The organism is Pseudarthrobacter sp. NPDC058329 (assembly GCF_042879835.1).
GTDB lineage: Bacteria > Actinomycetota > Actinomycetes > Actinomycetales > Micrococcaceae > Arthrobacter.
On record NZ_JBHVZR010000004.1, the window covers coordinates 134,775 to 156,125 of the forward strand.

Sequence of the window (21,351 nt, forward strand, 5' to 3'; positions counted from 1 at the left end):
GCGCACTAGGCTGGCTGGGTGCCCCCATTACCTGCCCCGGCGCCGTCCGCGCCGCCCAAGGGACATGCCCGCGAAATCCTTCGGCTGGCCGTCCCGGCTTTCGGTGCGCTGGTTGCCGAACCGCTGTTCCTGCTGGCTGATTCGGCCATCGTGGGTCATCTTGGCGTCGCCCAGCTGGCGGGTGTGGGCCTGGCGTCGGCGGTGTTGCATACCGCCGTCGGCCTGATGGTTTTCCTTGCCTATTCCACTACCCCTGCCGTGGCCCGGGCCATTGGGGACGGCCAGCTGGGCAAGGCCCTCGCCGCAGGGCGCGACGGCGTCTGGCTGGCGCTGCTGCTCGGCACCATTCTGGCGGTGGCCGGCTTCCTGGCTGCCGACCCGCTGATTGGGCTTCTGGGAGCGGAAGGCGCGGTGCGCACTTTCGCCGTCGACTACCTTCGCTGGTCCATGCCGGGGCTGGTGGCAATGCTGCTCATCTTCGCCGGCACCGGCCTCCTCCGCGGCCTGCAGGACACCCGGACGCCACTCGTAGTGGCCACCGCCGGGTTTGGCCTGAATATCGTCCTGAACCTGTGGCTCGTCTACGGATTGGGCTGGTCGGTTACCGGTTCCGCGGTGGGCACCAGCCTGGCCCAGTGGGCTATGGCCGCCGTCTACCTGGTGATGGTGAAGCGATACGCCCGGCGCAACGGCGTTGGGCTCCTGCCGAGCTGGCGCGGGATCAGGACCATGACGCGCGTTGGGTCCTGGCTGATGCTGCGGACCCTCAGCCTTCGGGTGGCAATTCTGGCGACGGTGGTTGTGGTCACCGCGCAGGGGCCAGTGAATCTCGCTGCGCATCAACTGGCCATGACCATCTTTTCATTCCTGGCCTTCGCTTTGGACGCCCTCGCCATCGCGGCGCAGGCGCTGATCGGCAAGGAGCTCGGGGCATCCAACCCTGCAAGGGCAAGGCTCCTGACCGGGACCATGACCCGCTGGGGTCTCGGCTTCGGAGCGGTCACCGGGGTACTCCTGGCAGTTGCCGCGCCCTTTGCGGGATCCCTTTTCACCTCGGATACTGAAGTGCACTCGGCCCTCACCGTCGCCCTGTGGATTCTCGCTGCCGGCCAGCCCATCGCCGGTTACGTCTTTGTGCTGGACGGGGTGTTGATCGGCGCCGGCGACGCCAAGTACCTGGCGCTCGCCGGTGTGGTGAACCTTGCGGTTTACGCTCCGCTGCTGATCGCCGTAGCCCTGTCGAGTGCAGGGGGCGCGGCTGGACTGGGCTGGCTGTGGGCGGCCTTCGCCCTTGGCTACATGGCGGCGCGCGCCATCACTCTGGGTGCCCGCGCACGGTCCGACCGCTGGATGGTGCTCGGTTCGACGTAGGCCGGACCCCCACTAAACTGGAGCGGTGACCCTACCGAGAACGCCCGCAGGTACTGCTTCCGGAACGGCTCCCACGGCTGAGCTGTGGAAGCCGGTGCTGCTCCGTTCTGCCGCGGCACTGGTTTTTGGGGCCGTGACCATATTCTGGGCGGCGCCGTCCGTGGAGGTTATGGGTTGGTCCGGCGGGCTCTACCTGCTGGCAACCGGACTGCTCCTGATGTGGGGCATCCCGGCTACAGGCTTCCCGCGGGACAGTGCGGCGGGCAAGTTGTTTTCCGCCGCCGGTTCCGTGCTGGCCGGTGCCGGGTTTGCACTGGTCCTGCTGCATGGGGACCTGCTGTTTGGCGTGATTGCCGCCCTTGGGCTGGGCGTGGCCGGTGCCCTCGAGCTGTTCTGCGGATTGAAGTTCCGCGGCCGGCACGTGCTGGCGCGGGACTGGATTGCCTCAGGCATCATTGGGCTCGGCACTGCCGCCGTCCTGCCCTTCTTTATCAGCCTCGGAGCGCATGCGCTGCTGGGCGTTGCCGGCGGCGGTGCCATCATCTCCGGCGTGCTCTGGGCCCTTGCCGGGCTGACCATCCGGCATGATGCCCGCACCGAAGCGGGAAACCCGTAAACTAGGAGGTGTCCGGTTCTACTTCTCGTAGAAAATGGCCGGGCGCACTACCGAAAGACATTGACCCAGGCCGGCCGGCGCGCCGCCTGCAGGGAGGAATCACCGTGGCAGACCAGCAACCAGGAAATCCGCACAAGATGCGGACCTCGGTGAAGGGCCCGCTGATGTTCTCCGCATTCTGGGCCGTGATCGCCTTCGTGGCCGTCGTGATCTTCGCCTCCGGCGGCAGCGCCCGGGCCCCCCGCTTCGATCTGGCTTTCACCGCTGCCGGTATAGCGTTCATCGTTACCTTGGTGATTGCCGCAATGCTTTCCATGAGCCACAAGGACAACGCCGATTACCTGGGCAAGGGATCCGGCGTGAACCTCAGCTCGGCTCCAAAGAAATCCCATGGGTTCGGAACTCCGCGCCCGCAGGACCCGGCTTCCCCTGACGAATCCGACAACCCGGGCTCCCGCTAGCCGCTTGCCCTAACGGGTTGCCGCCTGGCGTGCCCGGTAGGCGGCCACGTGTGCACGGTTGGCGCAGTTCCCCGTATCGCAGTACCGCTTCGACCGGTTCCTGCTGAGGTCAAGCACCGCAGCGTCGCAGTCCTCGGACTCGCAGATACGCAGCCGGTCCATCTCCTTGCCGCGGATCACGTCCGCCAAAGCCATCGCCGCTTCCGTGCTCATCCGGTCCACCAGCGGGGCTTCGGAGGCGGTGGCATGCAGGTGCCAGTCCCAGTGATCGTGCTTCACCAGTTGGGGCAGGGCATTGGCCTCCCGCAGCATGCGGTTCACGGCCTCAACCGCAGTGTCTTCGTCTGCGGTCCACAGCGCCGCAAGCTGTTGGCGCAATTGATGTACGCTCTTCAGTTCCGCGTCATCCCGGGTGCGCGCTCCGGTAAATCCTTCAGTTGCCAGAAAGTCGTCCAGCTCCGCAGCCGACGCAAGCGCGTCCCTGCCGTTGGCCGCGGAGTTGACCAGGTTCACCACGCTGCGCAGAGCCACCTCAGTGTCAGGGGCAAATAGCATCTTGACTCCTTACAGTGCTCTCCCGTACTGTCATGACCATTACCCCACTTTACTCCTGACAGGAGGCAATGATGTCTGCCGCAAACAACCGCACCTCGAACCTGATGGTGCGCGCAGACCGTCCCAGCTTCCTGGCCTCGGGCCTCGGCGTCGCGCTGTTCTCGTCCGCGGTATTTGGCCTCTCCGGATCCTTTGCCAAGGCCTTGCTGGAAACGGGATGGTCCCCGGGGGCCGCCGTTACGGCCCGGCTCACGGGCGCTGCCCTGATTCTCGCCGTCCCCGCAGTTCCTGCCCTCCACGGGCGCTGGCACCAGCTCCGGGACAACTGGCTGACCATTTTGCTCTTCGGACTGGTGGGCGTCGCGGCCTGCCAGTTGTTTTACTTCAACGCCGTGGCCAGGCTGTCGGTGGGCGTGGCCCTTCTCCTGGAGTATCTGGCCCCGGTGATCATCGTGCTGTGGCTGTGGGCGGCCAGCCGGAAGCGGCCGCGGGTGCTGACCCTCGCAGGAACGCTGCTGTCCCTCGCAGGCCTGGTCCTGGTCCTGGACTTCACGGGCTCGGTCAAAATTGACCTGGTGGGTGTCCTCTGGGGCATGGCGGCGGCGGTGTGCCTGGCCATCTACTTCGTCATCACCGCCAAGGAGAACGACTCCCTTCCGCCCATCGTCCTGGCCTCGGGTGGGCTTCTGGTGGGGGCTGCGATTATGTGGCTGGCCGCGGCAACCGGCCTGCTGCCCATGGCTTTCAGTACGGCCGACACCAGGCTCGGCCCATGGGTCACTCCCTGGTGGGTCGCGCTGGCGGGGCTGGTCATCCTGGCCACCGTGCTGGCTTACGTCGCTGGCATCGTGGCGGCCCGTGCCCTCGGCTCCAAGGTGGCGTCCTTCGTGTCCCTGACCGAGGTCCTTTTCGCCGTTGTCTGGGCATGGCTGCTGCTGGGTGAACTCCCTGGTGCCATCCAGCTCCTGGGCGGTGCGCTGATTGTGGGGGGCGTTATCCTGGTCCGGCTCGATGAGCTGCGGAGCCCCGCGGACGTACCTCCGGGAGGGACCGGGGAGGCACGTAAGCCGGCGTCCCCGCTGGAACACGCGAACGACGTCGAACCCGTCCCTTAGACGCCGACGGCCCGGACACCTTGCGGTGCCCGGGCCGTCCGGGGGAGTCATCCCCAAGACGATGGCTAGGCCTGCGAAGCCTGGGTCTGCTGGTCGGCGTTCTGCTTCGCCTTGTTGCCAGCCTCCTTGAGTGCTTCAACAACCTGGTTCAGCCTTGTGGTGTACTCGCCGTTCCACTGGTCCTTGAACTTGTCCGCATCCGGTCCCCTCCACTCTGTGTTGTTCAGAGCGCTTGTGAGATTAGCGCGCTGCGACTCGATCTCGGTCGCACCCTGGTTAAGCTTGCTGCCGAGCTGGCGAAGCTGCTCAACGTCTGCACCCCAAATAGCCATCAGTTTCTCCTCAAAGATCGTGGATCCGAATCAGGTCGGCATCCCCAGCGGCCTCCGGCTTATCCGGAAGATCCATTGCCTAAAACCTACCCCGGTCCGCAAAACAGTGTCGATGGGCACCCCTGCCCATGCCGTGCTCCCCATGGGCGGGTTCGAAATGTCTTGTTGAAGGGGGTCGATCCTTGGCGGTCCAGAGCCTAGCATGGCGGTATGTGCCGGAATATCCGAACCCTTCACAACTTTGAACCGCACGCCACCTCAGAGGAAGTGCATGCCGCAGCGTTGCAGTACGTGCGCAAGGTCAGCGGCAGCACCAAACCGTCCAAGGCCAACCAGGAGGCCTTCGAGGAGGCGGTCCACGAAATCGCCCACATCACCCAGCATCTCCTGGATTCGCTGGTGACGCAGGCGCCGCCCAAGGACCGGGAAGCCGAGGCCGCCAAGGCGCGTGCACGGGCTGCCGTGCGGTACGGCGCCGCCTGAAGCTCCCGGTTTCAGGCCCAAGGCCTGGGCAGGGCTCCTTATGCCCGCTTGCCGAAGCTCCGCAGGCGCAGCGAGTTGGCCACCACCAGGACCGAGCTCGCGGCCATCGCGGCGCCGGCGATCATGGGGTTGAGCAGTCCAAGGGCGGCCACTGGAATGCCCACTGCGTTGTAGAAAAACGCCCAAAACAGGTTGGTCTTGATGGTTGCCAGTGTCCTGCGCGAGAGCTCGATGGCCTGGACCACCTGCGACAGGTCGTTGCCCATCACCGTAAGGTCTGCAGCCTCGATGGCCACGTCCGTGCCGGAACCCATGGCGATGCCAAGATCCGCCTGTGCCAAGGCGGCAGCATCGTTGACGCCGTCACCGGCCATGGCCACGGTGGCGCCGCTGGACTGCAGGGCGCGCACCACTTCCACCTTGCCCTCCGGCAGGACACCTGCGTAGACGTCAGCGGGATCGATGCCGACGGCGGCGGCCACCTGGGCAGCAACGGCGGCGTTGTCACCGGTCAGGAGGATGGGCCGCAGGCCCAGGGACTTCATCCGTCCGACGGCGGCCGCGGAGCCATCCTTGATGGTGTCCCGCAGGCTGATGATGCCGGCGGCAGTGCCCTCCACGGCAACCCAGATGGCGGTGGCGCCGGCGGCCTCCGCCGCAACGAGCAGTTCCAGATGCTTGCCGGAAAAGGTGATGCCGTTTTCCTCGAGCCAGCCGGTACGCCCGGCGGTTACCAGCCTGCCCTCGACGGTCCCGGCGACGCCGCCGCCGGGAGCGGAACGGAAGGCCTGCACCGAGGGCAGGGGCACGCCGTCGGACGCTGATTCGGAGCCTGCTTCCGGCGCGGAAGCTGCCGCGGCGATGGCACGGGCGATGGGGTGCTCGGAAGCGGCTTCTACAGCGCCGGCCAGCCTCAACACCTCGCGCTCCTCGAACCCGTCAAAGGCAAGGATGGAGTCCACGGCCAGCATCCCGGTGGTGACGGTGCCGGTCTTGTCCAGCAGGATGGTGTCCACGGTCCGGGTATCCTCCAGGACCTGCGGGCCCTTGATGAGGATCCCCAGCTGGGCTCCCCGCCCGGTACCAGTCAGCAGGCCCACGGGAGTGGCCAGCCCCAGCGCACACGGGCAGGCAATCACCAGGACAGCGACGGCGGCAATGAATGCCGAACGCAGTCCTCCGCCCTCCGCCCCGGCGAAGAGCAGCCAAAGCACAAACGTGAGGCCGGCGATCGCCAGGACTACGGGAACAAACACCGCACTGATGCGGTCCGCCAACCGGGCAATGGGGGCCTTGCCCGTCTGTGCCAGGGACACGAGGCGAGCCATCTGCGCGAGAGTGGTCTCGGAGCCCACGCGGGTGGCCTTGACCAGCAGGCGGCCGGACGTGTTGATGGTTGCGCCGGTGACCCGGCTGTCCGGGCCCACCTCCACCGGTACTGATTCGCCGGTGACCAGGGAGGCGTCAACGGCAGAAGTCCCGTCAATCACCACGCCGTCGGTAGCGATCTTCTCGCCGGGGCGTACCACCAGGACATCGCCCACCTGCAACCGCTCGGCAGGGATTCGATGTTCCGAGCCGTCGCGTAAGACCGTGGCGTCCTTGGCGCCGAGGCTGAGGAGGGCGTGCAGGGCATCCCCGGCTTTCTGCTTGGCGTTGGCCTCGAGGTAACGGCCCAGGAGCAGGAAAGTGGTGACGACGGCCGCGACCTCAAAGTAGAGGCCGCCCTGCTCCATGCCCTCCATGCCCTCCATGCCGGGATGTTGGGTCATGAGGGGATCCGCGAACAGCTGCCAGGCCGAGAACAGGTACGCTGCGGCAACACCGATCGACACCAGGGTGTCCATGGTCGAAGCAAGATGGCGGGCGTTGATGGCGGCGGCACGGTGGAACGGCCACGCGGCCCACGTGACCACCGGCAAGGCCAGTCCTGCCACCACCCAGCCCCACTGCGGGAACTGGAGCGCGGAGACCATCGACATCAGGAACACGGGCAGCGTCAGGGCGGCGGCCAGGATCAGGCGGGGACGGAGCCCGCCGGGCGTGTGCTCGGCCGCCACTGCCGGAGCCGGTTGGCGGACCGTTGCCTTGTAGCCTGCGGCGTTGACGGTATCCACCAGTTCCTGATCCGTGATGGCGGCGGGGACTGTCACGTGGGCGGACTCCAGGGGCAGGTTGACCAGGGCCTGCACGCCGTGGAGCTTGCCGAGCTTCTTTTCCACCCGGTTGACGCAGGAGGCGCAGGTCATGCCCTCGATGTCGAGTTCCACCACCCGGCTTGCGGGCTGATGGAGAAGTTCCTGGTTGCTCATGCGGCTCCTCGAATCAGCGGTGCTTACGCTTCGTTGGCGACAACCAGGTAGCCGGCCTCTGCGACAGCCTCGCCGATCTCGGACGGTGACAGTACATCGCTGGAGGTGATGGTGACCGTGGAAATACCTCCGGCGTTGAGTTCTACGTCCACTGCCTCAACGCCCGTGAGGGCTTCAAGTTCTTCGCTGACGGCGGAGACACAGTGGCCGCACGTCATGCCGGAGACGCTGACGGTGGTTGTGGTGGGGGACATGGTGCTCATGTGCTGCTCCTTGTTGTGGGTGTTGCGGGAAGCTGTGGGTGTTGCGGGGAAGGCGGCCGCAGCCGGCTGTTACCGGAGGAGCCGGCCTATGGCGTCGGCGGCTTCCTTGACTTTGGCGTCGATGGCTTCTGCGCGCACTGCAGGATCCGGTTCGGAGGCCGCCCCCACCACGCAGTGGCCGATGTGCTCTTCCACGAGTCCCAGGCTGACGGCGTGCAGGGCCTTGGTGACGGCGGAGACCTGGGTAAGGATGTCGATGCAGTACTTGTCCTCATCCACCATGCGTGCAATTCCCCGCACTTGGCCTTCAATGCGCTTGAGCCGGCGGAGGTGGGCATCTTTGTTCCCGGTGTACCCGTGCTCTTGCTGGTCCGCCGTTTCCGGAACTGCTTCATGGGTTGCGCTCATATCAACAACCTATACCCCGTGGGGGTATAAACACAACTACCCCTGGGGGGTATCAGTGGATGTGGCGGGCGTCGATATTCGGGCACAAAAAAGCTCCGGAGTGCGTTATTGGGGGATACGCACTCCGGAGCAGCTCTTGGGCAAGCCCATCTTCCACATTGCTGGAATCGGCCTGCTTGAATCAGCTTACGGGCTGGTAGCCCGGTCCGCCACCACCCCGAATAACTACTTTCGCTTTATTTTCTTCGCCGGGGTTTCCTGGTGTTTGGAAGGGCTTGCGCAGGTCAGGGCCGGTCCTCGTGGGCCGCCATGCGGTAGGGAACGATGAGTACGGGCCTACTCTGATGGTGTGTGAGCCAGGCACCTACCGATCCGCTGAGTGCTTCCGCAAGGCGATGCGAGAAGCCCCGCTCGGAGGTTCCCACGATAATCATCGGCGCGTTGGTTTCCGCCGCGAGCTGGGCGAGTGCGCGGGCGGGATCACCCGCGAGGGTTTGCAGGGTCCATTCTGCGGCCGCGGTGCCGGGGGGCTCCCGGGCCACTGCGGCTTCTATCGCAACCTTAAGCTCGGACGTCACGCCGCCGATGTTCTCCTTGTCGGCGGTTGGGTGCAGGGAGAGCCTGTGAGCGGACCGTGCCGGGTCCCACTCCACCAGGTAGCTGGCCTCATCCACGTAGGCACAGAGCAGGCGAATCCCCAGCCGGGCGGCGAGGTCGGCTGCGGTTTGCAGGACCTCCGGATGCTGATGCGGGACGACGCCTACCAGCAGGGGCGACGTACCGCGTATGTGTTCTGACGACATAGCTTATTCTCAGCCTCCTTACACCCTCTTGAACAGCGCCTATCCGCCCATGGGAGGTCAGGACGCGGCAGGCACAGCCGTAACCACCACATTTTTGCCCCAGGGATCTTCGGTATAGCAGCTGATCAGAACCAACCGGTTGGGCACCATGTCCCAGACGGGGCTGTCTTTCAGGCCGGATTTCAGGTACGTCGTGACGCTCTCCACCCGATAGGGAATGGTGCCTGCAGTGGTTTCCATCTCTAACTCATCACCCACCGTGGCCGCTGAGCTGAGGTGGTTGAAGGGTGCATCTGCGCCTTCCCAGCTGTGGCCGATCACGTAGGTGGTGTTGGTGGAGCCGGTTCCGGGGGTACCGAACGGCGTCAGCCAGTAGCCGTCCTTGGTGGCCGGCGGCACGATCGTTTGGCTGGCCTGCGTGGCGGCGTCCAGCTCAAGCGCATGCACCGGCACATCGAACGCCGCTGACGCATAGCGAATGCGCACCGGAGGCGCTGCGGCCGGCAGGGCAGGAGCCGCGGCTTGCCGGACAGGGGAACCGCCGGGGACTGGCGTTGCCCCTGGCGGTGTCCCCGGTAAAGCTGCGGGTTCCTGTTCCATGGAGCGGCTGGCAGAGGGGGCCGAGGAAATGGCCGTCCCGCCGCCACCGGCGGATAATCCCGCCTGCTGTAAGACTGGTGCGCCGAAGGTGATGGAGAAAAAGGCCAGGACGCCGCACAGGAGAATTGCCAGGTCGGCCCGGTTCCAGCGCCTGTACCTGCGCGCCTTAGGTGCCGCGTGCCGGCTGCGTTCCTTGGACATGCTGCTCCTGAGCAGTTGCAACGGCCGGCGTCAGTCGACCTGCGGCAGCGGGCGGGATTTGCGGCGGAATGCCACTGCCGCTCCCGCTGCCAGCAGGGCACCCACGCCGGCCATCCAGGACGGTGCGCCGTCAGAGCCGCCGACGGCAGTCTGGGCGTTGTAGCCCTGATTGGTTCCACGGCTGATGTCGGCGGCGGCTTCTACAGAGGGGGCTGCCGCCGGAGTCTGGGGTGCCCTTGCCTGCGGCTGGACGGCCCCTGGCTGTTCAGGGACGACGACGGCCGTTAGGTCAGGTGGGATGGTTGCCGGCGGAACAACCGGCGGGTTCACCACAACGGGCAGCACGTCTGCGGGAGGAACCACCGCGCCCGGCGTCTCGCATCCCTTGGCGTGGATGTCCCTGCCTGCAGCATTCCAGTTCTGTCCGTCATCCATTCCATCGTTGGGCGGAATGATGTCCGCGCCGTGCCTGTCATGGCCGTTCAGTGACGGAATGGCAACAGTGATGGCGCTGAAATGCCCGGAGTTGGAGCCCGAACCGGTATGGCAGATGACGATCTTGTCGTCGTCGTCTCCGCCGCCGCGGTCGGCCGCGGCCGGAGCCGCGGCGGTCAACGCCGCCAACCCCAGCACTCCCAACGTTGTGATGGCACGTTTCATGATGGTTCTCCCCAGTTTCGATGTGGAACGGACCATGATGAGCAGGACTAGCGGATGCGCCGATTGCCCCGGCAGCACGGTCAGCTTGTTTGAGTTTTCAGGCTAGGCGGGCCGCCATCGCCGGTCGCGGGTAGGGCCTACTCGACTTTGCGGCGCTCCCGGGGGACCGGTTACTTGCCGGTACCCGAAAAACCGCGGGCACCACTTGGAGCTGCCGGAATACCTTGTAGCCCGCCTTGCCCGCGCCTACCGTTAAATTTGCCGACGAAAGGGCGTGAAGACATGCAAATCTTTATGTGGTGGCTGGACCTGGACCTTGCGAGCAAGGAATGGCTGCGGGAGAACCTTCGAGCCGAGGAACTGCCGCTCCCGGTGCTGCAAGGCATCGCGGAGGCAGGTGGACCACATCCGGATAACCCGGCGGCAGTGCTGACGGCTGCGGACTGGGACTTCATCGAAACACAGTCGGAGTTCGTGGATTAACAGCCGTACGGGATTGCCCCGATTGCCAGGGAACCGTTGCGGGCCGCCCGGGGCGGTGGTTGCATGGTGGGCATGACAACCCCAGAGAGTTTTGTCTTGGCGATCGGCACCAAAAAAGGTCTGTGGCTGGCTACCAGCCAGGATAGGCGCCAGTGGTCCTTCACCGGCCCCCACTTCCTGATGGCTGAAATCCCCAGCATCGGCATCGACACCAGGGAAGGCCGCACCCGAATCATGGTGGGGGTGCGGAACGAGCATTGGGGGCCCACGGTGGCCCATTCCGATGACCTTGGAGCCACCTGGACCGAACCGGAGCAGGGCGCCATCAGGTTCCCCGAGGATACCGGCGCCGCGCTGGAGCGGATCTGGCAGATCCATCCGGACGCCGAGTCCCGTCCGGGCGTCGTGTGGGCAGGGGCAGAGCCCATTTCGGTCTGGAAGTCCACGGACGGCGGCGAACACTTCGAACTCAACCGCGGCCTCTGGGACCACCCGCACCGGAGCGAATGGGGTGCCGGCTATGGCGGTGCTGCCGCCCACTCCATCGTGGTCCACCCCGCCCGGGAAACCGTGCACGTGGCCATGAGTACCGGAGGAGTTTACCGCTCGCTCGACGGCGGCACCTCCTGGGAAGCCCGGAACCGCGGAATCTCGGCCTACTTCATGCCGGACCCCAACCCCGAGTTCGGCCAGTGCGTGCACAAGATCGCCGCGGACGCCGCCGTCGACGGCCGCCTGTACGCCCAAAACCATCACGGCGTGTACCGCACGGACGACAACGCCGAGAGTTGGAACTCCATTGCCGAGGGCCTGCCGGCCGATTTCGGATTCGTAATGCTGACCCATCCCCGCCGGGAAGGCACTGCCTGGGTTGTCCCGCTCAAGGCCGACGGTGAGCGGATCCCGCCCAACGGCGAGCTGGCAGTGCACCGCACGGACGATGCCGGGGGCACCTGGAAGAGGCTCAGTAACGGGCTGCCAACCGGGGAGTACAACAGCGTGCTGCGCGACGCCGCCGCCGTGGATACAGCGGAGCCCGCAGGTGTCTACTTTGGTACGCGCGGCGGGACCGTCTACGCCAGCGCGGACGAAGGGGAGACGTTCGCCGAGGTGGTGGCCCACCTCCCCGATGTGCTGTGTGTCCGGGCAGCAGTGGTGGCCGGTGCCTGACATCACGGTAGTGCTCCCCAGCATCCTGCAGCCCCTGGCCGGCGGGCAGTCCGTACTGACTGCGCCCGCCGACGGGCCTGTGACGGTGGCTAAACTGCTGGATTCCGTGACTGCCGGGTACGCGGTGCTCGCCAGGCGGCTCCGGGACGAGACGGGTACGTTGCGGCGTTTCGTGAATATCTATGTGGACGGTGATGAGGTGCGGCGCCTGCAGGGCCTGGAAACGGAGGTGGCTCCCGGCCAGGAAGTGCTGATTATCCAGTCGGTGGCCGGAGGCTGAAGAAGCCGTCCGTACGGGCCGTGCGTCACGGATGGCGGGCAGTCCTTACTGACTACACCCGCCGTCGCTAAGCCGCAGGCCGTGAACGGCGCAACGGACAGGAACCTGCGTCAGGCGACCCGCCACACGCTGCATTCGTCCGTATTGATGGCTTTGCGCAGGCCGGTGATCCGGTCCAGGATCCACACCACGCCGATGCCGGGTGCTGTTTCCTGGACGCTGCCGCGCCGGACCACTACGTCGTCGTAGGAAGGGCCCACGGAGAGGCGGGCTTCAATCTCATCGCCGCGCTGGAGCTGGTCCAGGGCGCGGATCCTGGTTACATGGGCTGCTGCTTCCTTCATCATGGCGTGGCCTCCTGGCTGGAGCTGGTGCCGGCTCTTGCCTGCACTACCAAGTGTGCGCGGCCAATGTTGCGCCCTGGTTTCCTCGCGGTTAGGCGCCGGTTAGTTCTTGAAGCCGGAACTGTTTCCCAACCGCGGACCGGGCAAGCGGGGCTTTATGGTGGTGCCATGGAGATCTTCGAGGGGATCCGGGCCGCCTTGCTGGGTGCGGCGGCACTGGCACCGCTGGCCACCTTCGGCGTCGTTTTGGTGGCCTACCTGACGTACCGGCAAAAATCCCGCGCGGACCGGCGCGACCAGTGGTGGAAGCGCGCACAGTGGGCCATCGACTCCGCATTGAACGACGCCGACCCGCAGCGCCGCCTGGCCGGCTTGAAGGTGCTGGTCCAACTCATCGGCAGCGACCTTGCCACCGCCGAGGACGCAGAGTTGATGAGCGCCCTGGCCGTGGGCATCCGCGACCAGGAGCAGGACGGCCGGCGCACGGTGACCGTGTCCCTGCCCGTACGGGAACGCATCCTGGCGGAGGCTGAACGCCTGCTGGAGGCCTCCTCCGCCCGGTGACGCCGTCGCGTTTCTGCGCGCTCAGGGTGCCAGCCGGTCACCTTTTGCCTGCACCCGGAACCAGCGGTATCCGTAACGCTCCAGCTCAACTGTGAAGCCGCCGTCGGGCTCCAAAGGCACGTTGTCGCCGTCGAGCAGATCCACCAGGATTGCGCCCTTGAAAGCCTGCCGCGGCCCGTCCTCCGCGCCCGCCTTGCCCGCCACCTTGACCGGTTCCTCGCCGAGGTTGTGCAGGAGGACCAAGGTGCCGCCGTCGGAACTGCAGGTGTGGGCGAAGACCGCCGGCTCCGGCTGGTCGATGATGGCAAACGTTCCCCAGCCCAGTTCCGGCGATTCCCGGTAACGCAGGATCAGGGTGGTCATGAAGTTGAACAGCGAGCCGGGGTCGCGTTTCGCGGCAGCGGCGTTGACCCGTTCCGGACCGTACTCACCGCGCGCCAGCGGCACTGCCAGGTCTGTTGCTTTGGCCGTGGAAAAGCCACCGTTCTTCGCATCGCTCCACTGCATGGGGGTGCGCACCGCGGCGCGGCTTTTCTGCCGCAGGTCCTCGCCCATGCCGATTTCCTCACCGTAGAACAGTACGGGGGTGCCGGGGAGGGAGAACATCAGCGAATAAACCATCCGGAGGCGTTCGGGGTCGCCTCCCAGCATCGGGGGAAGCCGCCGGCGCAGGCCCCGTCCATAGACCTGCATGTTCTTCTCCGGCCCGAAGGCGGCAAAAACCTCCCCGCGCTCGCCGTCGCTGAGCTTGTCCAGGGTGAGTTCGTCGTGGTTGCGAACGAATATGGCCCACTGGTTGTCGGGATGGAGTGCCGGGCGGCTCTTGAGTGTTTCAGCCAGTGGCCGCGCATCCTGCCGGGCCAGGGACAGGTAGAGGTGCTGCATGGTCATAAAGTCGAACTGCATGTTCAGTTCGTTGCCCTCCGGGCCGCCGAAGTATTCCACCTGTTCCTTGTACGGCAGGTTCACCTCGCCCAGCAGCACCGCACTTCCGTTCCGGCGGCTGACGAAACTCCGCAGTGCTGCCAGGTAGGCGTGCGGATCGAGGTTGGCGGCCTCGTCCTTGGGCTGGCCGCGGGTCTCCAGGAAAAAGGGCACCGCGTCCAGCCGGAAGCCGTCCAGCCCGAGCTCCAGCCATAGGCCCATCGCCTTGGCGATTTCGTTCCGTACCGCGGGGTTGGTGACGTTCAGGTCCGGCTGGTGCTTGGCGAACATGTGCAGGTACCACTCGCCGGTGGCGTCATCCTGGGTCCACAGCGAGGTTTCTTCGCCGGGGAACACCACTTCCGACGACGTGTCAGGGGGCGTGTCGCTGCGCCATACGTAGAAGTCCCGGTACGGGTTGTCGGTGGATTTCCGGGCTTTGACGAACCACGGGTGCTGGTCCGAGGTATGGTTGACCACGAAGTCCGCGATGACCCGCATGCCCCGGTCCTTGGCGGCGCGGATGAACTCCACCAGGTCTCCCATGGTGCCCAGCCGGGAGTCCACGGTGAAGAAGTCCGTGACGTCGTAGCCGTCGTCCCGGTCCGGGGAGGGGTAGAACGGCATGAGCCAGATGCAGGTCACACCCAGCGCCGCGAGGTAGTCCACGCGCTGGGTGAGGCCAGCGAAATCGCCGGTGCCATCGCCGTCGTCATCAAAAAACGTCTCCACGTCCAGGCAGTAGATGACCGCGTTCTTCCACCAGAGGTCCGAGGTCTCGGCGATCCTCACGCGCCGGCCCCCGCCGTGGGTTCAGCTGCCGTGCTGCCCGCTGCGGCGGCTGACGCCCAAGCGGGGGACGGGCGCAACTGCGGGAGGACCTCCGCGGCGAACGTGTCGATGAAACCTCCCTGCTCCTGGCCCACAAAGTGCAGGTAGAGCTCGTCGAAACCCAGGTCCGCATAGCCGGCCAGCCACTCGACATGCTGGTCCAGGCTGGCCGAGATGTTCACTGCTTTGCGGACCTGGTCCTCGCCCACGTGGCCGCTGACACCGTCAAAATGGCCGGCCGTGGGAAGGTCCCAGGGAACGGGCGGGGCAAACGTATTGGTGCGCCACTGGTCCAGCGCGACGGCGGTGGCATCACCTTCGGTGGATGCCCAGGAGAGGTGCACCTGCAGGATGGCCTTGCCCCGGCCCCCGTTGTCCCGGTAGGCCGCGAGCATTTCCTTGAGCTTGCCCGCGGGCTGGTTCACCGTGACCAGGCCGTCGGCCCAGGCGGCGGCGCGGCGGGCGGTGTCCACACTGATGGCGGGGGCAATGAGCGGCGGGGGAGTGTCCGGGACGTCCCAGATCCTTGCCTGTTCCACGGTGACCAGCCCGTGATGGGTGACTTCCCCGCCCCGGTGCAGGCGCCGGATGACCTCCACACTCTCCTCCAGCCGCCGCTGGCGCGTCTCCTTGGGTGGCCAGGCATCCCCGGTGATGTGCTCATTCATGTTCTCGCCGCTCCCGGTGGCCATCCAGAAGCGGCCGGGGAACATGCCGGCCAGGGTGGCCGAGGCGTGCGCGATGATGGCCGGGTGGTACCGCTGCCCGGGCGCCGTCACCACTCCGAAGCGCAGTCCGGTTGTGGCCAGCGCGGCTCCCAGCCAGGACCAGGCGAACCCCGAGTGCCCCTGCCGGGAGGACCACGGTTCAATATGGTCCGAGCACATGGCCGCGTCGAACCCCGCACGTTCCGCATGCTGGACGTCCTTGAGCAGCTGGCCCGGACTGATCTGTTCGTGGGAGGCGTGGAAGCCGACAGTAAGCATCGTTAACCTCTACCGTCCGGGGTGGTGCTGTGTCGAGGATTTTCCGGCCTGGATTGCCGGGCGGGGCCGGCGTGCCGGCGACGGGCAACTTGTCAGATAAGTTTGTAGCTTGTAGTACTGCGTTCCTGCGCAGGCGGGAGCTGGAAGGAAGTACCACTCGTGGGCGGTGTGCTGATCGGGCTGGCGGTGATCGGCGTGGTCATTGCGGTGGGATACATTGCCGCACGGTGCGGGCTGGGCGGGGACTCCACGGTTTCGGCGCTGACCCGTACCGCGTTCTTCATCACCAATCCCGTCCTGCTGTTCACGGTGGTGCTGGAGTCCGACATGACCACCGTCTTCTCCGCCTACGTTCCGTTGGCGCTGGTCACCGCCGCCGCCACCGCACTGCTGTACGTGGCGGCCAGCAGGCTCTGGTTCCGGCGGCCATTGGCTGACACCACCATCGGCGCGATGGCCAGTTCCTATGTCAACGCCAACAACATCGGCATCCCCATCACGCTGTATGCCCTGGGAGATGCCACTCCCGTGGCACCCGTCCTGCTGGTGCAGCTGCTGCTGTTCGCGCCACTGGTCCTGACCGTGCTGGACCTTTCGGAGGCGGGCAGGTTCTCGCCGCGCCTGCTGCTGACCCAGCCGTTCCGGAATCCCATGATCATCGCCTCCCTCCTGGGCGTGGTCCTGGCCGCGTTCAACGTGGAACTTCCTGATCCGGTCATGGCCCCGCTGACGCTCTTGGGCGGCGCTGCGGTGCCGGTGGTGCTGCTCGCCTTCGGTATGTCCCTGCGCGGAACCCGCATGCTGCAGGGCGGCGGGCATACGGCGGAAATCCTTACTGCCACCGCGCTGAAGTCCGCGGTGATGCCGGCGGTGGCATACGTCGTCGGCCGTTTCCTGTTCAACCTGGACCAGCAGATGCTGTTGGGGGTGGTGCTGATGGCGGCGCTGCCGCCCGCCCAGAACGTGTTTATGTTCGCGAGCAAATACGGCAAGGGAGTGGCGGTGGCGCGGGAAAGCATCCTCATTTCGACGGCGGCGGCCGCCCCGGTCCTGGTCCTGATCGTCTGGCTCCTGGCCGGGTAAGCCGCTCACCCCCGGGGTTCCGCGAAAGGCTGCTGCCGGGCAAGAATGGGCACATGGAACTTCCCGTGATGCCGCCCGTCCCGCCCATGCTCGCCAAGGCCGTCAGCGGCATCCCCGAAGGGGACCTCAGCTATGAGCCGAAATGGGATGGTTTCCGGTCCATCATCTTCCGCGACGGCGACGACCTGGAGATCGGCAGCCGCAACGAAAAACCGATGACCCGCTACTTCCCGGAACTGGTTGAGGCTTTCAAGGAAAACCTGCCGCCGCGCTGCGTGGTGGACGGCGAGATTATCCTGGTGGGCGCCTCAGGTGACCGGCTGGATTTTGATGCGCTCCAGCAGCGCATCCACCCCGCGGCCAGCCGCGTGAAACTGCTCGCGGCCCAGACACCCGCGTCCTTTGTTGCCTTTGATCTGCTGTCCCTTGGCGACGACGACTACACGGACCGGCCCTTCACGGAGCGGCGGGCGGCGCTCGAGAAGGCGCTCGCGGCCAGCAAGGCCCCGGTCCACCTGACGGCCGCCACCACGGACAAGGACACCGCCGCACAGTGGTTCCGGCAGTTCGAGGGGGCAGGCCTGGACGGGATTGTGGCCAAGCAGTTGGACGGCCGGTACCAGCCGGACAAGCGGGTGATGTTCAAGACCAAGCACGAGCGCACGGCAGACTGCGTAGTGGCCGGGTACCGCGTGCACAAGAGCGGACCGGACGTCATTGGCTCCCTGCTGCTCGGCCTGTACAAGGACGACGGCGGCCTGGCCAGCGTCGGGGTGATCGGCGCCTTCCCGATGAAGCGCCGCCAGGAGCTGTTCGAGGAGCTTCAGCCGCTGGTCACGGACTTTGACGGCCACCCGTGGGCATGGGGGAAGCAGGAGGAAGGGGAGCGGACCCCGCGGAACGCCGAAGGCAGCCGCTGGAGCGCGGGAAAGGACCTCTCTTTTGTGCCGCTGCGCCCGGAACTGGTGGTGGAGGTCCGGTACGACCATATGGAAGGTGACCGGTTCCGGCACACGGCCCAGTTCAACCGCTGGCGGCCGGACCGGGACCCGGAATCGTGCACCTACGCGCAGCTGGAGGAACCGGTCAGCTTTGACCTGGCGTCGGTGCTGGAGACGGGGCGGCCCTAGCATCCAGGACACTCCACAGCCCGTCCGCACGGCAGGGGATCGAGGCCTCCACCAGCGCCTGGCTGTGCTGGTGCTGCGGCGCCGCGAAGAAGTCCTTGGTTTCGGCCACCTCAACTACGCGGCCCTCGAGCAGGACGGCCACCCTGTCGCACATGTACCGCACCACATCCATGTCGTGCGAAATGACGATAAGGGACAGCTCGCGCTCGCGCTGCAGCCGCAGCAGCAGGTTCAGGATGGTGCGCTGCGTGAGGGCGTCCAGTGCCGAGGTGGCTTCGTCACAGATCAGGACCTGCGGTTCCAGCAGCAGGGCGCGGGCGATCGTGGCGCGCTGCAGCTGACCGCCGGAGCACTGCCCCGGCCGCTTGTCCAGCAAGGCTGCATCAAGCTCCACCTCCTGCATTGCGGCGGCAATCCGCTGGGCCCGCTGTGCGGGCGAAAGGCCGTGGTGCGCGCGCAGCGGGGCTTGCAGGCTGGTCCGCAGCGTCATCCGCGGGTCAAACGCGCCGTGCGGTTCCTGGAACACCAGCTGCACGGCGGTGGCTGACCGCGGTCCCGCTGCGTCCAGCTGCCGGGTAATGGTTCCCGTGCCGGCCGTCTCCAGCCCCACAATGGCCTTGGCCAGGGTGCTCTTGCCGGAGCCTGACTGGCCCAGGACGCCCAAAATTTCACCGCGCCGAAGGGTCAGCGACACATCCTGCAGCGCGGCGTGGCCCAGCTTCCGCCGCGGCCCGAAGTGCTTGCCCACGCCCTTGAGCACCAGGATTTCGCGTTCCCTGGACGGCGGACGACGGCGCGACTCCGGTGCCAGGCGCGCGGCGGCCAGAAGCTCCCGCGTGTAGGCGGTCTTGGGCCGGGTAAGGAGCGCACCGACGGGTCCGGCCTCCACAATGCTGCCCGAGTTCATCACCAGCACGCGGTCCGCGAAGGCGGCAACCGAGGCGATGTTGTGGGTGATGTACAGAATGCCCAGGCCGCGTTCCCGCCGTTCCCTGTCCAGCAGCTGCAGGATCTGGCGTTCCAGCACCTTGTCCAGCGCCGACGTCGGCTCGTCCGCCAGCAGCATGCCAGGCTGCCCGGCCAGGGCCAGGGCGGTCATTGCGCGCTGGGCCATGCCGCCCGAGAGCTGGTGCGGGTAGGCCCGGATCCCCTTCAAGGGATCGGCGAAGCCCACCTCCTCGAGCAGCTCCAGCGCCTTGCCCCGGGCTTTCGAGCCCCGCAGCCCGGCGTGCAGGCGCAGCGGCTCCTTAAGGTGCTGCTCAATGCTCCGGTTCGGGTTGAACATCCGCTTGGGCTGCTGGAACAGCATTCCCAGCCGTCCGCCGCGCACCGAGTTGAGCTCCTGTTCGGATGCTCGGGTCAGGTCCAGGCCGCCGAGCCTGATGGAACCGCCGGTGATGCCCAGGCTGGGCGGGAGCAGCTGAAAGCAGGACATCGCCGTCAGGGTTTTGCCGGAGCCGGAACTGCCCACGAGCGCAACGAACTCGCCGGGATCAACGGACAGCGAGACGCCGGACAGCAGATGCTTGCCGGAGGTCCCGCCGTCGGCAGCTTTTTGGCTTACCTTCAGGTCCTCCAGGACCAGGCGCGTGTTCTCCGGGCTCATTTTTCCGCAACCTGCGGCATCAGCAGCGGCGCCGCGGCCATGTGGGCGGCCCGCTGGCCGATCAGGGTCACGCAGAGGGCCACGGTGAAGATCACCAGGCCGGGGGCGAGGATTCCCAGCGGGGCACGGTCCGCGAACGGTTGTGCCGCCGCCAGCATGGAACCCCAGTCCGACTGCGGCGGCTGCACGCCCAGGCCCAGGTAGGACAATGCGCCCACGCTGATGAGCAGGTGCCCGAACCTCAGCGTCGCCTGCCCCAGGATGGGCGCTGCAAGGTGCGGCAGGACGTGCCGGAAGATAATGAACGACGGCGGGCAGCCCACCACGCGTGCGGCGTCCACGAAGCCGCGGGCTGAGACGTCGTACGCCAGGGTGCGGGCCAGCCGGGCAAAGGGCGTCCAGCCGGTGACCACCAGCGCCAGCAGCAGCGGCCCGAAGCCCGTGCCCAGCGCCGCGACGATGAACAGCGCCACCACCATTTCCGGCAGGGCGAGCAGGACGTCGTTGGTGCGGGTCAGGAACTCATCCACGCAGCCGCGCCGGCGTGCGCTGATGATACCGATGGCCACGCCCAGCAGGCACGTCAGCAGCGCCGCCAGCGCGGCCACGGACATGGAGAACCGGCCGCCTTCGAGGATCCGGCTGAGGGTGTCCCGGCCCAGGTTGTCCGTTCCCAGCCAGTGCGCGGCCGAGGGCGGTGCCAGGCGTTCTGCCAGGTTCTGCTCCGCCGGCGGGTAGGGCGAGATCCACGGTGCGAGCAGCACAGCCAGCACAATGAGAGCAAGCACGGCCGCGGCGAGGGTGGTGGCGTTCGTCCAATTACGCAAGGGAGGCTCCCACCGTGCGGCTGAGGAACCGGTGCACGAAGTCCGCCAGGGTGGTTACGCCGACCGCGAGGGCCACTACAACCACCACGCCGCCCTGCGCGAGGGGAATGTCGCTGTTGACCACAGCGTCGAAGAGCAGCCTGCCCATGCCGGGCACGGCGAAAATGACCTCCACAATGACCGATCCGCCCAGCAGGCCCGCGAACCACACGGCGAACAGGGTGGACAGCGGCACGAGCCCGTTCGGCACCACGTGGCGCAGGATGGCCTGGCCCTGGCTCAGGCCGCGTGCCCGGGCAGCCGGCACGTGGTCCGCGGCGGTGGCGTCGATGATGCCGGCGCGGACAGCAGAGGTGAAGAAACTGATGGGACGCAGGGCCAGGGTCAGGGCGGGCAGGACGGCGGACGAGAGATCGTTCCAGCCCGCCGTGGGCAGGACGGACAGCTTCAGCGCGAAGACCAGCACCAGCACAGGCGCCACCCAGTACTCCGGCATGGCGATCAGGGCTTGGGTGACGCCGGTGATGGCTTTGTCCGCGGTGCTTCCCGGCCGCAGTCCGGCAAGGATGCCCAACGGAAGCGAGACTGCCGCGGCCAGGACCAGCGCCATGGTGACCAGGCTGAGCGTGACGGAAAGCGCCGGCAGCACCTGCTCTGCCACAGGCGTGCGGCTCACAAAGGACAGGCCCATGTCGCCGCTGAAGAAGTCTCCCAGCCAGCGGAAGTACTGGACGGCCAGGGGATCGTTCAGGCCAAGGCTCTCACTGAGGCCCTGCACCGCGGACTCGTCGACGGCGTCCCCCGCCACCCGGGAACGGATGATCTTGCGCACCGGATCACCGGGTGTGAAGTACGGGATCAGGAAGACCGCAAAGGAGGACACCACAACGGCGGCCACCAGGGTGGCCGTCCGTTTGGTGATGAACTGCAGCATTCGCGGGTT

The 21,351-nt window shown here is 66.6% G+C and carries 25 protein-coding genes; 11 read left to right on the plus strand and 14 right to left on the minus strand.

Annotation, left to right across the window (positions count from 1 at the left end):
* The first annotated feature begins 18 nt into the window (after positions 1 to 18).
* The 3 genes from ACFVYC_RS08020 (at position 19) to ACFVYC_RS08030 (ending at position 2,448) form a co-directional block, all read left to right on the plus strand.
* A complete protein-coding gene (locus tag ACFVYC_RS08020; protein ID WP_387548765.1) occupies positions 19 to 1,371 on the plus strand; it encodes an MATE family efflux transporter in 1,353 nt (450 codons plus the stop codon).
* Positions 1,372 to 1,396: 25 nt separating this feature from the next.
* Entirely contained in the window at positions 1,397 to 1,987 is a 591-nt protein-coding gene (locus tag ACFVYC_RS08025) for a hypothetical protein (protein ID WP_387548767.1), read from the plus strand.
* Positions 1,988 to 2,091: 104 nt separating this feature from the next.
* Complete coding sequence (locus ACFVYC_RS08030) at positions 2,092 to 2,448, plus strand: hypothetical protein (protein ID WP_387548769.1); 357 nt, start codon at positions 2,092 to 2,094, stop codon at positions 2,446 to 2,448.
* Positions 2,449 to 2,457: 9 nt separating this feature from the next.
* Here the strand turns inward: ACFVYC_RS08030 and ACFVYC_RS08035 are convergent, their stop codons facing one another.
* The gene (locus ACFVYC_RS08035; protein WP_387548770.1) at positions 2,458 to 3,003 is read right to left on the minus strand and encodes a CGNR zinc finger domain-containing protein; all 546 of its coding nucleotides are present in this window, start codon (positions 3,001 to 3,003) and stop codon (positions 2,458 to 2,460) included.
* A gap of 71 nt (positions 3,004 to 3,074) precedes the next feature.
* On the opposite strand from ACFVYC_RS08035, the gene ACFVYC_RS08040 reads away from it, so the two are divergent.
* Positions 3,075 to 4,118 (plus strand): DMT family transporter, encoded by a 1,044-nt coding sequence (locus ACFVYC_RS08040; RefSeq protein ID WP_387548772.1) that lies wholly within the window; start codon positions 3,075 to 3,077, stop codon positions 4,116 to 4,118.
* 65 nt (positions 4,119 to 4,183) lie between these two features.
* On the opposite strand, the gene ACFVYC_RS08045 is transcribed toward ACFVYC_RS08040, so the two are convergent.
* Positions 4,184 to 4,450 carry a WXG100 family type VII secretion target gene (locus ACFVYC_RS08045; protein WP_387548774.1) on the minus strand — a complete coding sequence of 89 codons (267 nt, stop codon included), beginning with the start codon at positions 4,448 to 4,450 and terminating at the stop codon, positions 4,184 to 4,186.
* 210 nt (positions 4,451 to 4,660) lie between these two features.
* Between ACFVYC_RS08045 and ACFVYC_RS08050 the strand changes: the two genes are divergently transcribed.
* Positions 4,661 to 4,933 carry a DUF2277 domain-containing protein gene (locus tag ACFVYC_RS08050; protein WP_387548775.1) on the plus strand — a complete coding sequence of 91 codons (273 nt, stop codon included), beginning with the start codon at positions 4,661 to 4,663 and terminating at the stop codon, positions 4,931 to 4,933.
* Between the two features lie 38 nt (positions 4,934 to 4,971).
* Here the strand turns inward: ACFVYC_RS08050 and ACFVYC_RS08055 are convergent, their stop codons facing one another.
* The 6 genes from ACFVYC_RS08055 to ACFVYC_RS08080 all read right to left on the minus strand — a co-directional run bounded on the left by ACFVYC_RS08055 (position 4,972) and on the right by ACFVYC_RS08080 (position 10,180).
* Positions 4,972 to 7,245 (minus strand): heavy metal translocating P-type ATPase, encoded by a 2,274-nt coding sequence (locus ACFVYC_RS08055; protein ID WP_387548777.1) that lies wholly within the window; start codon positions 7,243 to 7,245, stop codon positions 4,972 to 4,974.
* Between the two features lie 23 nt (positions 7,246 to 7,268).
* Complete coding sequence (locus ACFVYC_RS08060; protein WP_387548779.1) at positions 7,269 to 7,508, minus strand: heavy-metal-associated domain-containing protein; 240 nt, start codon at positions 7,506 to 7,508, stop codon at positions 7,269 to 7,271.
* Positions 7,509 to 7,577: 69 nt separating this feature from the next.
* Positions 7,578 to 7,916, minus strand: coding sequence for a metal-sensitive transcriptional regulator (locus ACFVYC_RS08065; RefSeq protein ID WP_387548781.1), 339 nt, complete (start codon positions 7,914 to 7,916; stop codon positions 7,578 to 7,580).
* Positions 7,917 to 8,200: 284 nt separating this feature from the next.
* Positions 8,201 to 8,719, minus strand: a complete 519-nt coding sequence (locus ACFVYC_RS08070) for a universal stress protein (RefSeq protein WP_387548783.1) — start codon at positions 8,717 to 8,719, stop codon at positions 8,201 to 8,203.
* A gap of 57 nt (positions 8,720 to 8,776) precedes the next feature.
* The gene (locus ACFVYC_RS08075; protein ID WP_387548784.1) at positions 8,777 to 9,520 is read right to left on the minus strand and encodes a class F sortase; all 744 of its coding nucleotides are present in this window, start codon (positions 9,518 to 9,520) and stop codon (positions 8,777 to 8,779) included.
* Positions 9,521 to 9,550: 30 nt separating this feature from the next.
* Entirely contained in the window at positions 9,551 to 10,180 is a 630-nt protein-coding gene (locus tag ACFVYC_RS08080; RefSeq protein WP_387548786.1) for a hypothetical protein, read from the minus strand.
* A 282-nt stretch (positions 10,181 to 10,462) separates the two neighbouring features.
* Here ACFVYC_RS08080 and ACFVYC_RS08085 point away from each other — a divergent pair, with 282 nt between their 5' ends.
* The 3 genes from ACFVYC_RS08085 (at position 10,463) to ACFVYC_RS08095 (ending at position 12,113) form a co-directional block, all read left to right on the plus strand.
* Complete coding sequence (locus ACFVYC_RS08085; protein WP_387548788.1) at positions 10,463 to 10,663, plus strand: hypothetical protein; 201 nt, start codon at positions 10,463 to 10,465, stop codon at positions 10,661 to 10,663.
* A 63-nt stretch (positions 10,664 to 10,726) separates the two neighbouring features.
* Positions 10,727 to 11,833, plus strand: a complete 1,107-nt coding sequence (locus ACFVYC_RS08090) for a WD40/YVTN/BNR-like repeat-containing protein (protein WP_387548790.1) — start codon at positions 10,727 to 10,729, stop codon at positions 11,831 to 11,833.
* On the plus strand, positions 11,826 to 12,113 hold the full coding sequence (locus ACFVYC_RS08095; RefSeq protein WP_387548791.1) for a MoaD/ThiS family protein: 288 nt from the start codon (positions 11,826 to 11,828) through the stop codon (positions 12,111 to 12,113). The genes ACFVYC_RS08090 and ACFVYC_RS08095 overlap by 8 nt, the downstream gene beginning before the upstream one ends.
* A gap of 110 nt (positions 12,114 to 12,223) precedes the next feature.
* On the opposite strand, the gene ACFVYC_RS08100 is transcribed toward ACFVYC_RS08095, so the two are convergent.
* Positions 12,224 to 12,460, minus strand: coding sequence for a hypothetical protein (locus ACFVYC_RS08100; RefSeq protein WP_387548793.1), 237 nt, complete (start codon positions 12,458 to 12,460; stop codon positions 12,224 to 12,226).
* Positions 12,461 to 12,625: 165 nt separating this feature from the next.
* Between ACFVYC_RS08100 and ACFVYC_RS08105 the strand changes: the two genes are divergently transcribed.
* Positions 12,626 to 13,021 (plus strand): hypothetical protein, encoded by a 396-nt coding sequence (locus tag ACFVYC_RS08105; RefSeq protein ID WP_387548795.1) that lies wholly within the window; start codon positions 12,626 to 12,628, stop codon positions 13,019 to 13,021.
* Positions 13,022 to 13,042: 21 nt separating this feature from the next.
* Here the strand turns inward: ACFVYC_RS08105 and ACFVYC_RS08110 are convergent, their stop codons facing one another.
* Both ACFVYC_RS08110 and ACFVYC_RS08115 read right to left on the minus strand, forming a co-directional pair.
* Positions 13,043 to 14,737 carry an alpha-amylase family protein gene (locus ACFVYC_RS08110; protein ID WP_387548797.1) on the minus strand — a complete coding sequence of 565 codons (1,695 nt, stop codon included), beginning with the start codon at positions 14,735 to 14,737 and terminating at the stop codon, positions 13,043 to 13,045.
* Positions 14,734 to 15,762 (minus strand): TIGR03885 family FMN-dependent LLM class oxidoreductase, encoded by a 1,029-nt coding sequence (locus tag ACFVYC_RS08115; protein WP_387548799.1) that lies wholly within the window; start codon positions 15,760 to 15,762, stop codon positions 14,734 to 14,736. Before ACFVYC_RS08115 ends, ACFVYC_RS08110 begins: the two co-directional genes overlap by 4 nt.
* 159 nt (positions 15,763 to 15,921) lie before the next feature.
* Here ACFVYC_RS08115 and ACFVYC_RS08120 point away from each other — a divergent pair, with 159 nt between their 5' ends.
* Positions 15,922 to 16,845: an AEC family transporter gene (locus ACFVYC_RS08120; protein ID WP_387548801.1), complete on the plus strand. Its 924-nt coding sequence runs from the start codon at positions 15,922 to 15,924 to the stop codon at positions 16,843 to 16,845.
* A 53-nt stretch (positions 16,846 to 16,898) separates the two neighbouring features.
* Positions 16,899 to 17,975 carry an ATP-dependent DNA ligase gene (locus ACFVYC_RS08125; protein ID WP_387548803.1) on the plus strand — a complete coding sequence of 359 codons (1,077 nt, stop codon included), beginning with the start codon at positions 16,899 to 16,901 and terminating at the stop codon, positions 17,973 to 17,975.
* Here ACFVYC_RS08125 and ACFVYC_RS08130 read toward each other — a convergent pair.
* From ACFVYC_RS08130 to ACFVYC_RS08140, 3 genes are read right to left on the minus strand one after another with little or no spacing between them, the layout of a single operon-like run.
* A complete protein-coding gene (locus ACFVYC_RS08130; RefSeq protein ID WP_387548805.1) occupies positions 17,932 to 19,581 on the minus strand; it encodes an ATP-binding cassette domain-containing protein in 1,650 nt (549 codons plus the stop codon). The genes ACFVYC_RS08125 and ACFVYC_RS08130 overlap by 44 nt on opposite strands.
* Positions 19,578 to 20,408: an ABC transporter permease gene (locus tag ACFVYC_RS08135; RefSeq protein WP_387548807.1), complete on the minus strand. Its 831-nt coding sequence runs from the start codon at positions 20,406 to 20,408 to the stop codon at positions 19,578 to 19,580. Before ACFVYC_RS08135 ends, ACFVYC_RS08130 begins: the two co-directional genes overlap by 4 nt.
* On the minus strand, positions 20,401 to 21,342 hold the full coding sequence (locus tag ACFVYC_RS08140; RefSeq protein WP_387548809.1) for an ABC transporter permease: 942 nt from the start codon (positions 21,340 to 21,342) through the stop codon (positions 20,401 to 20,403). The genes ACFVYC_RS08135 and ACFVYC_RS08140 overlap by 8 nt, the downstream gene beginning before the upstream one ends.
* Between the last annotated feature and the right edge of the window lie 9 nt (positions 21,343 to 21,351).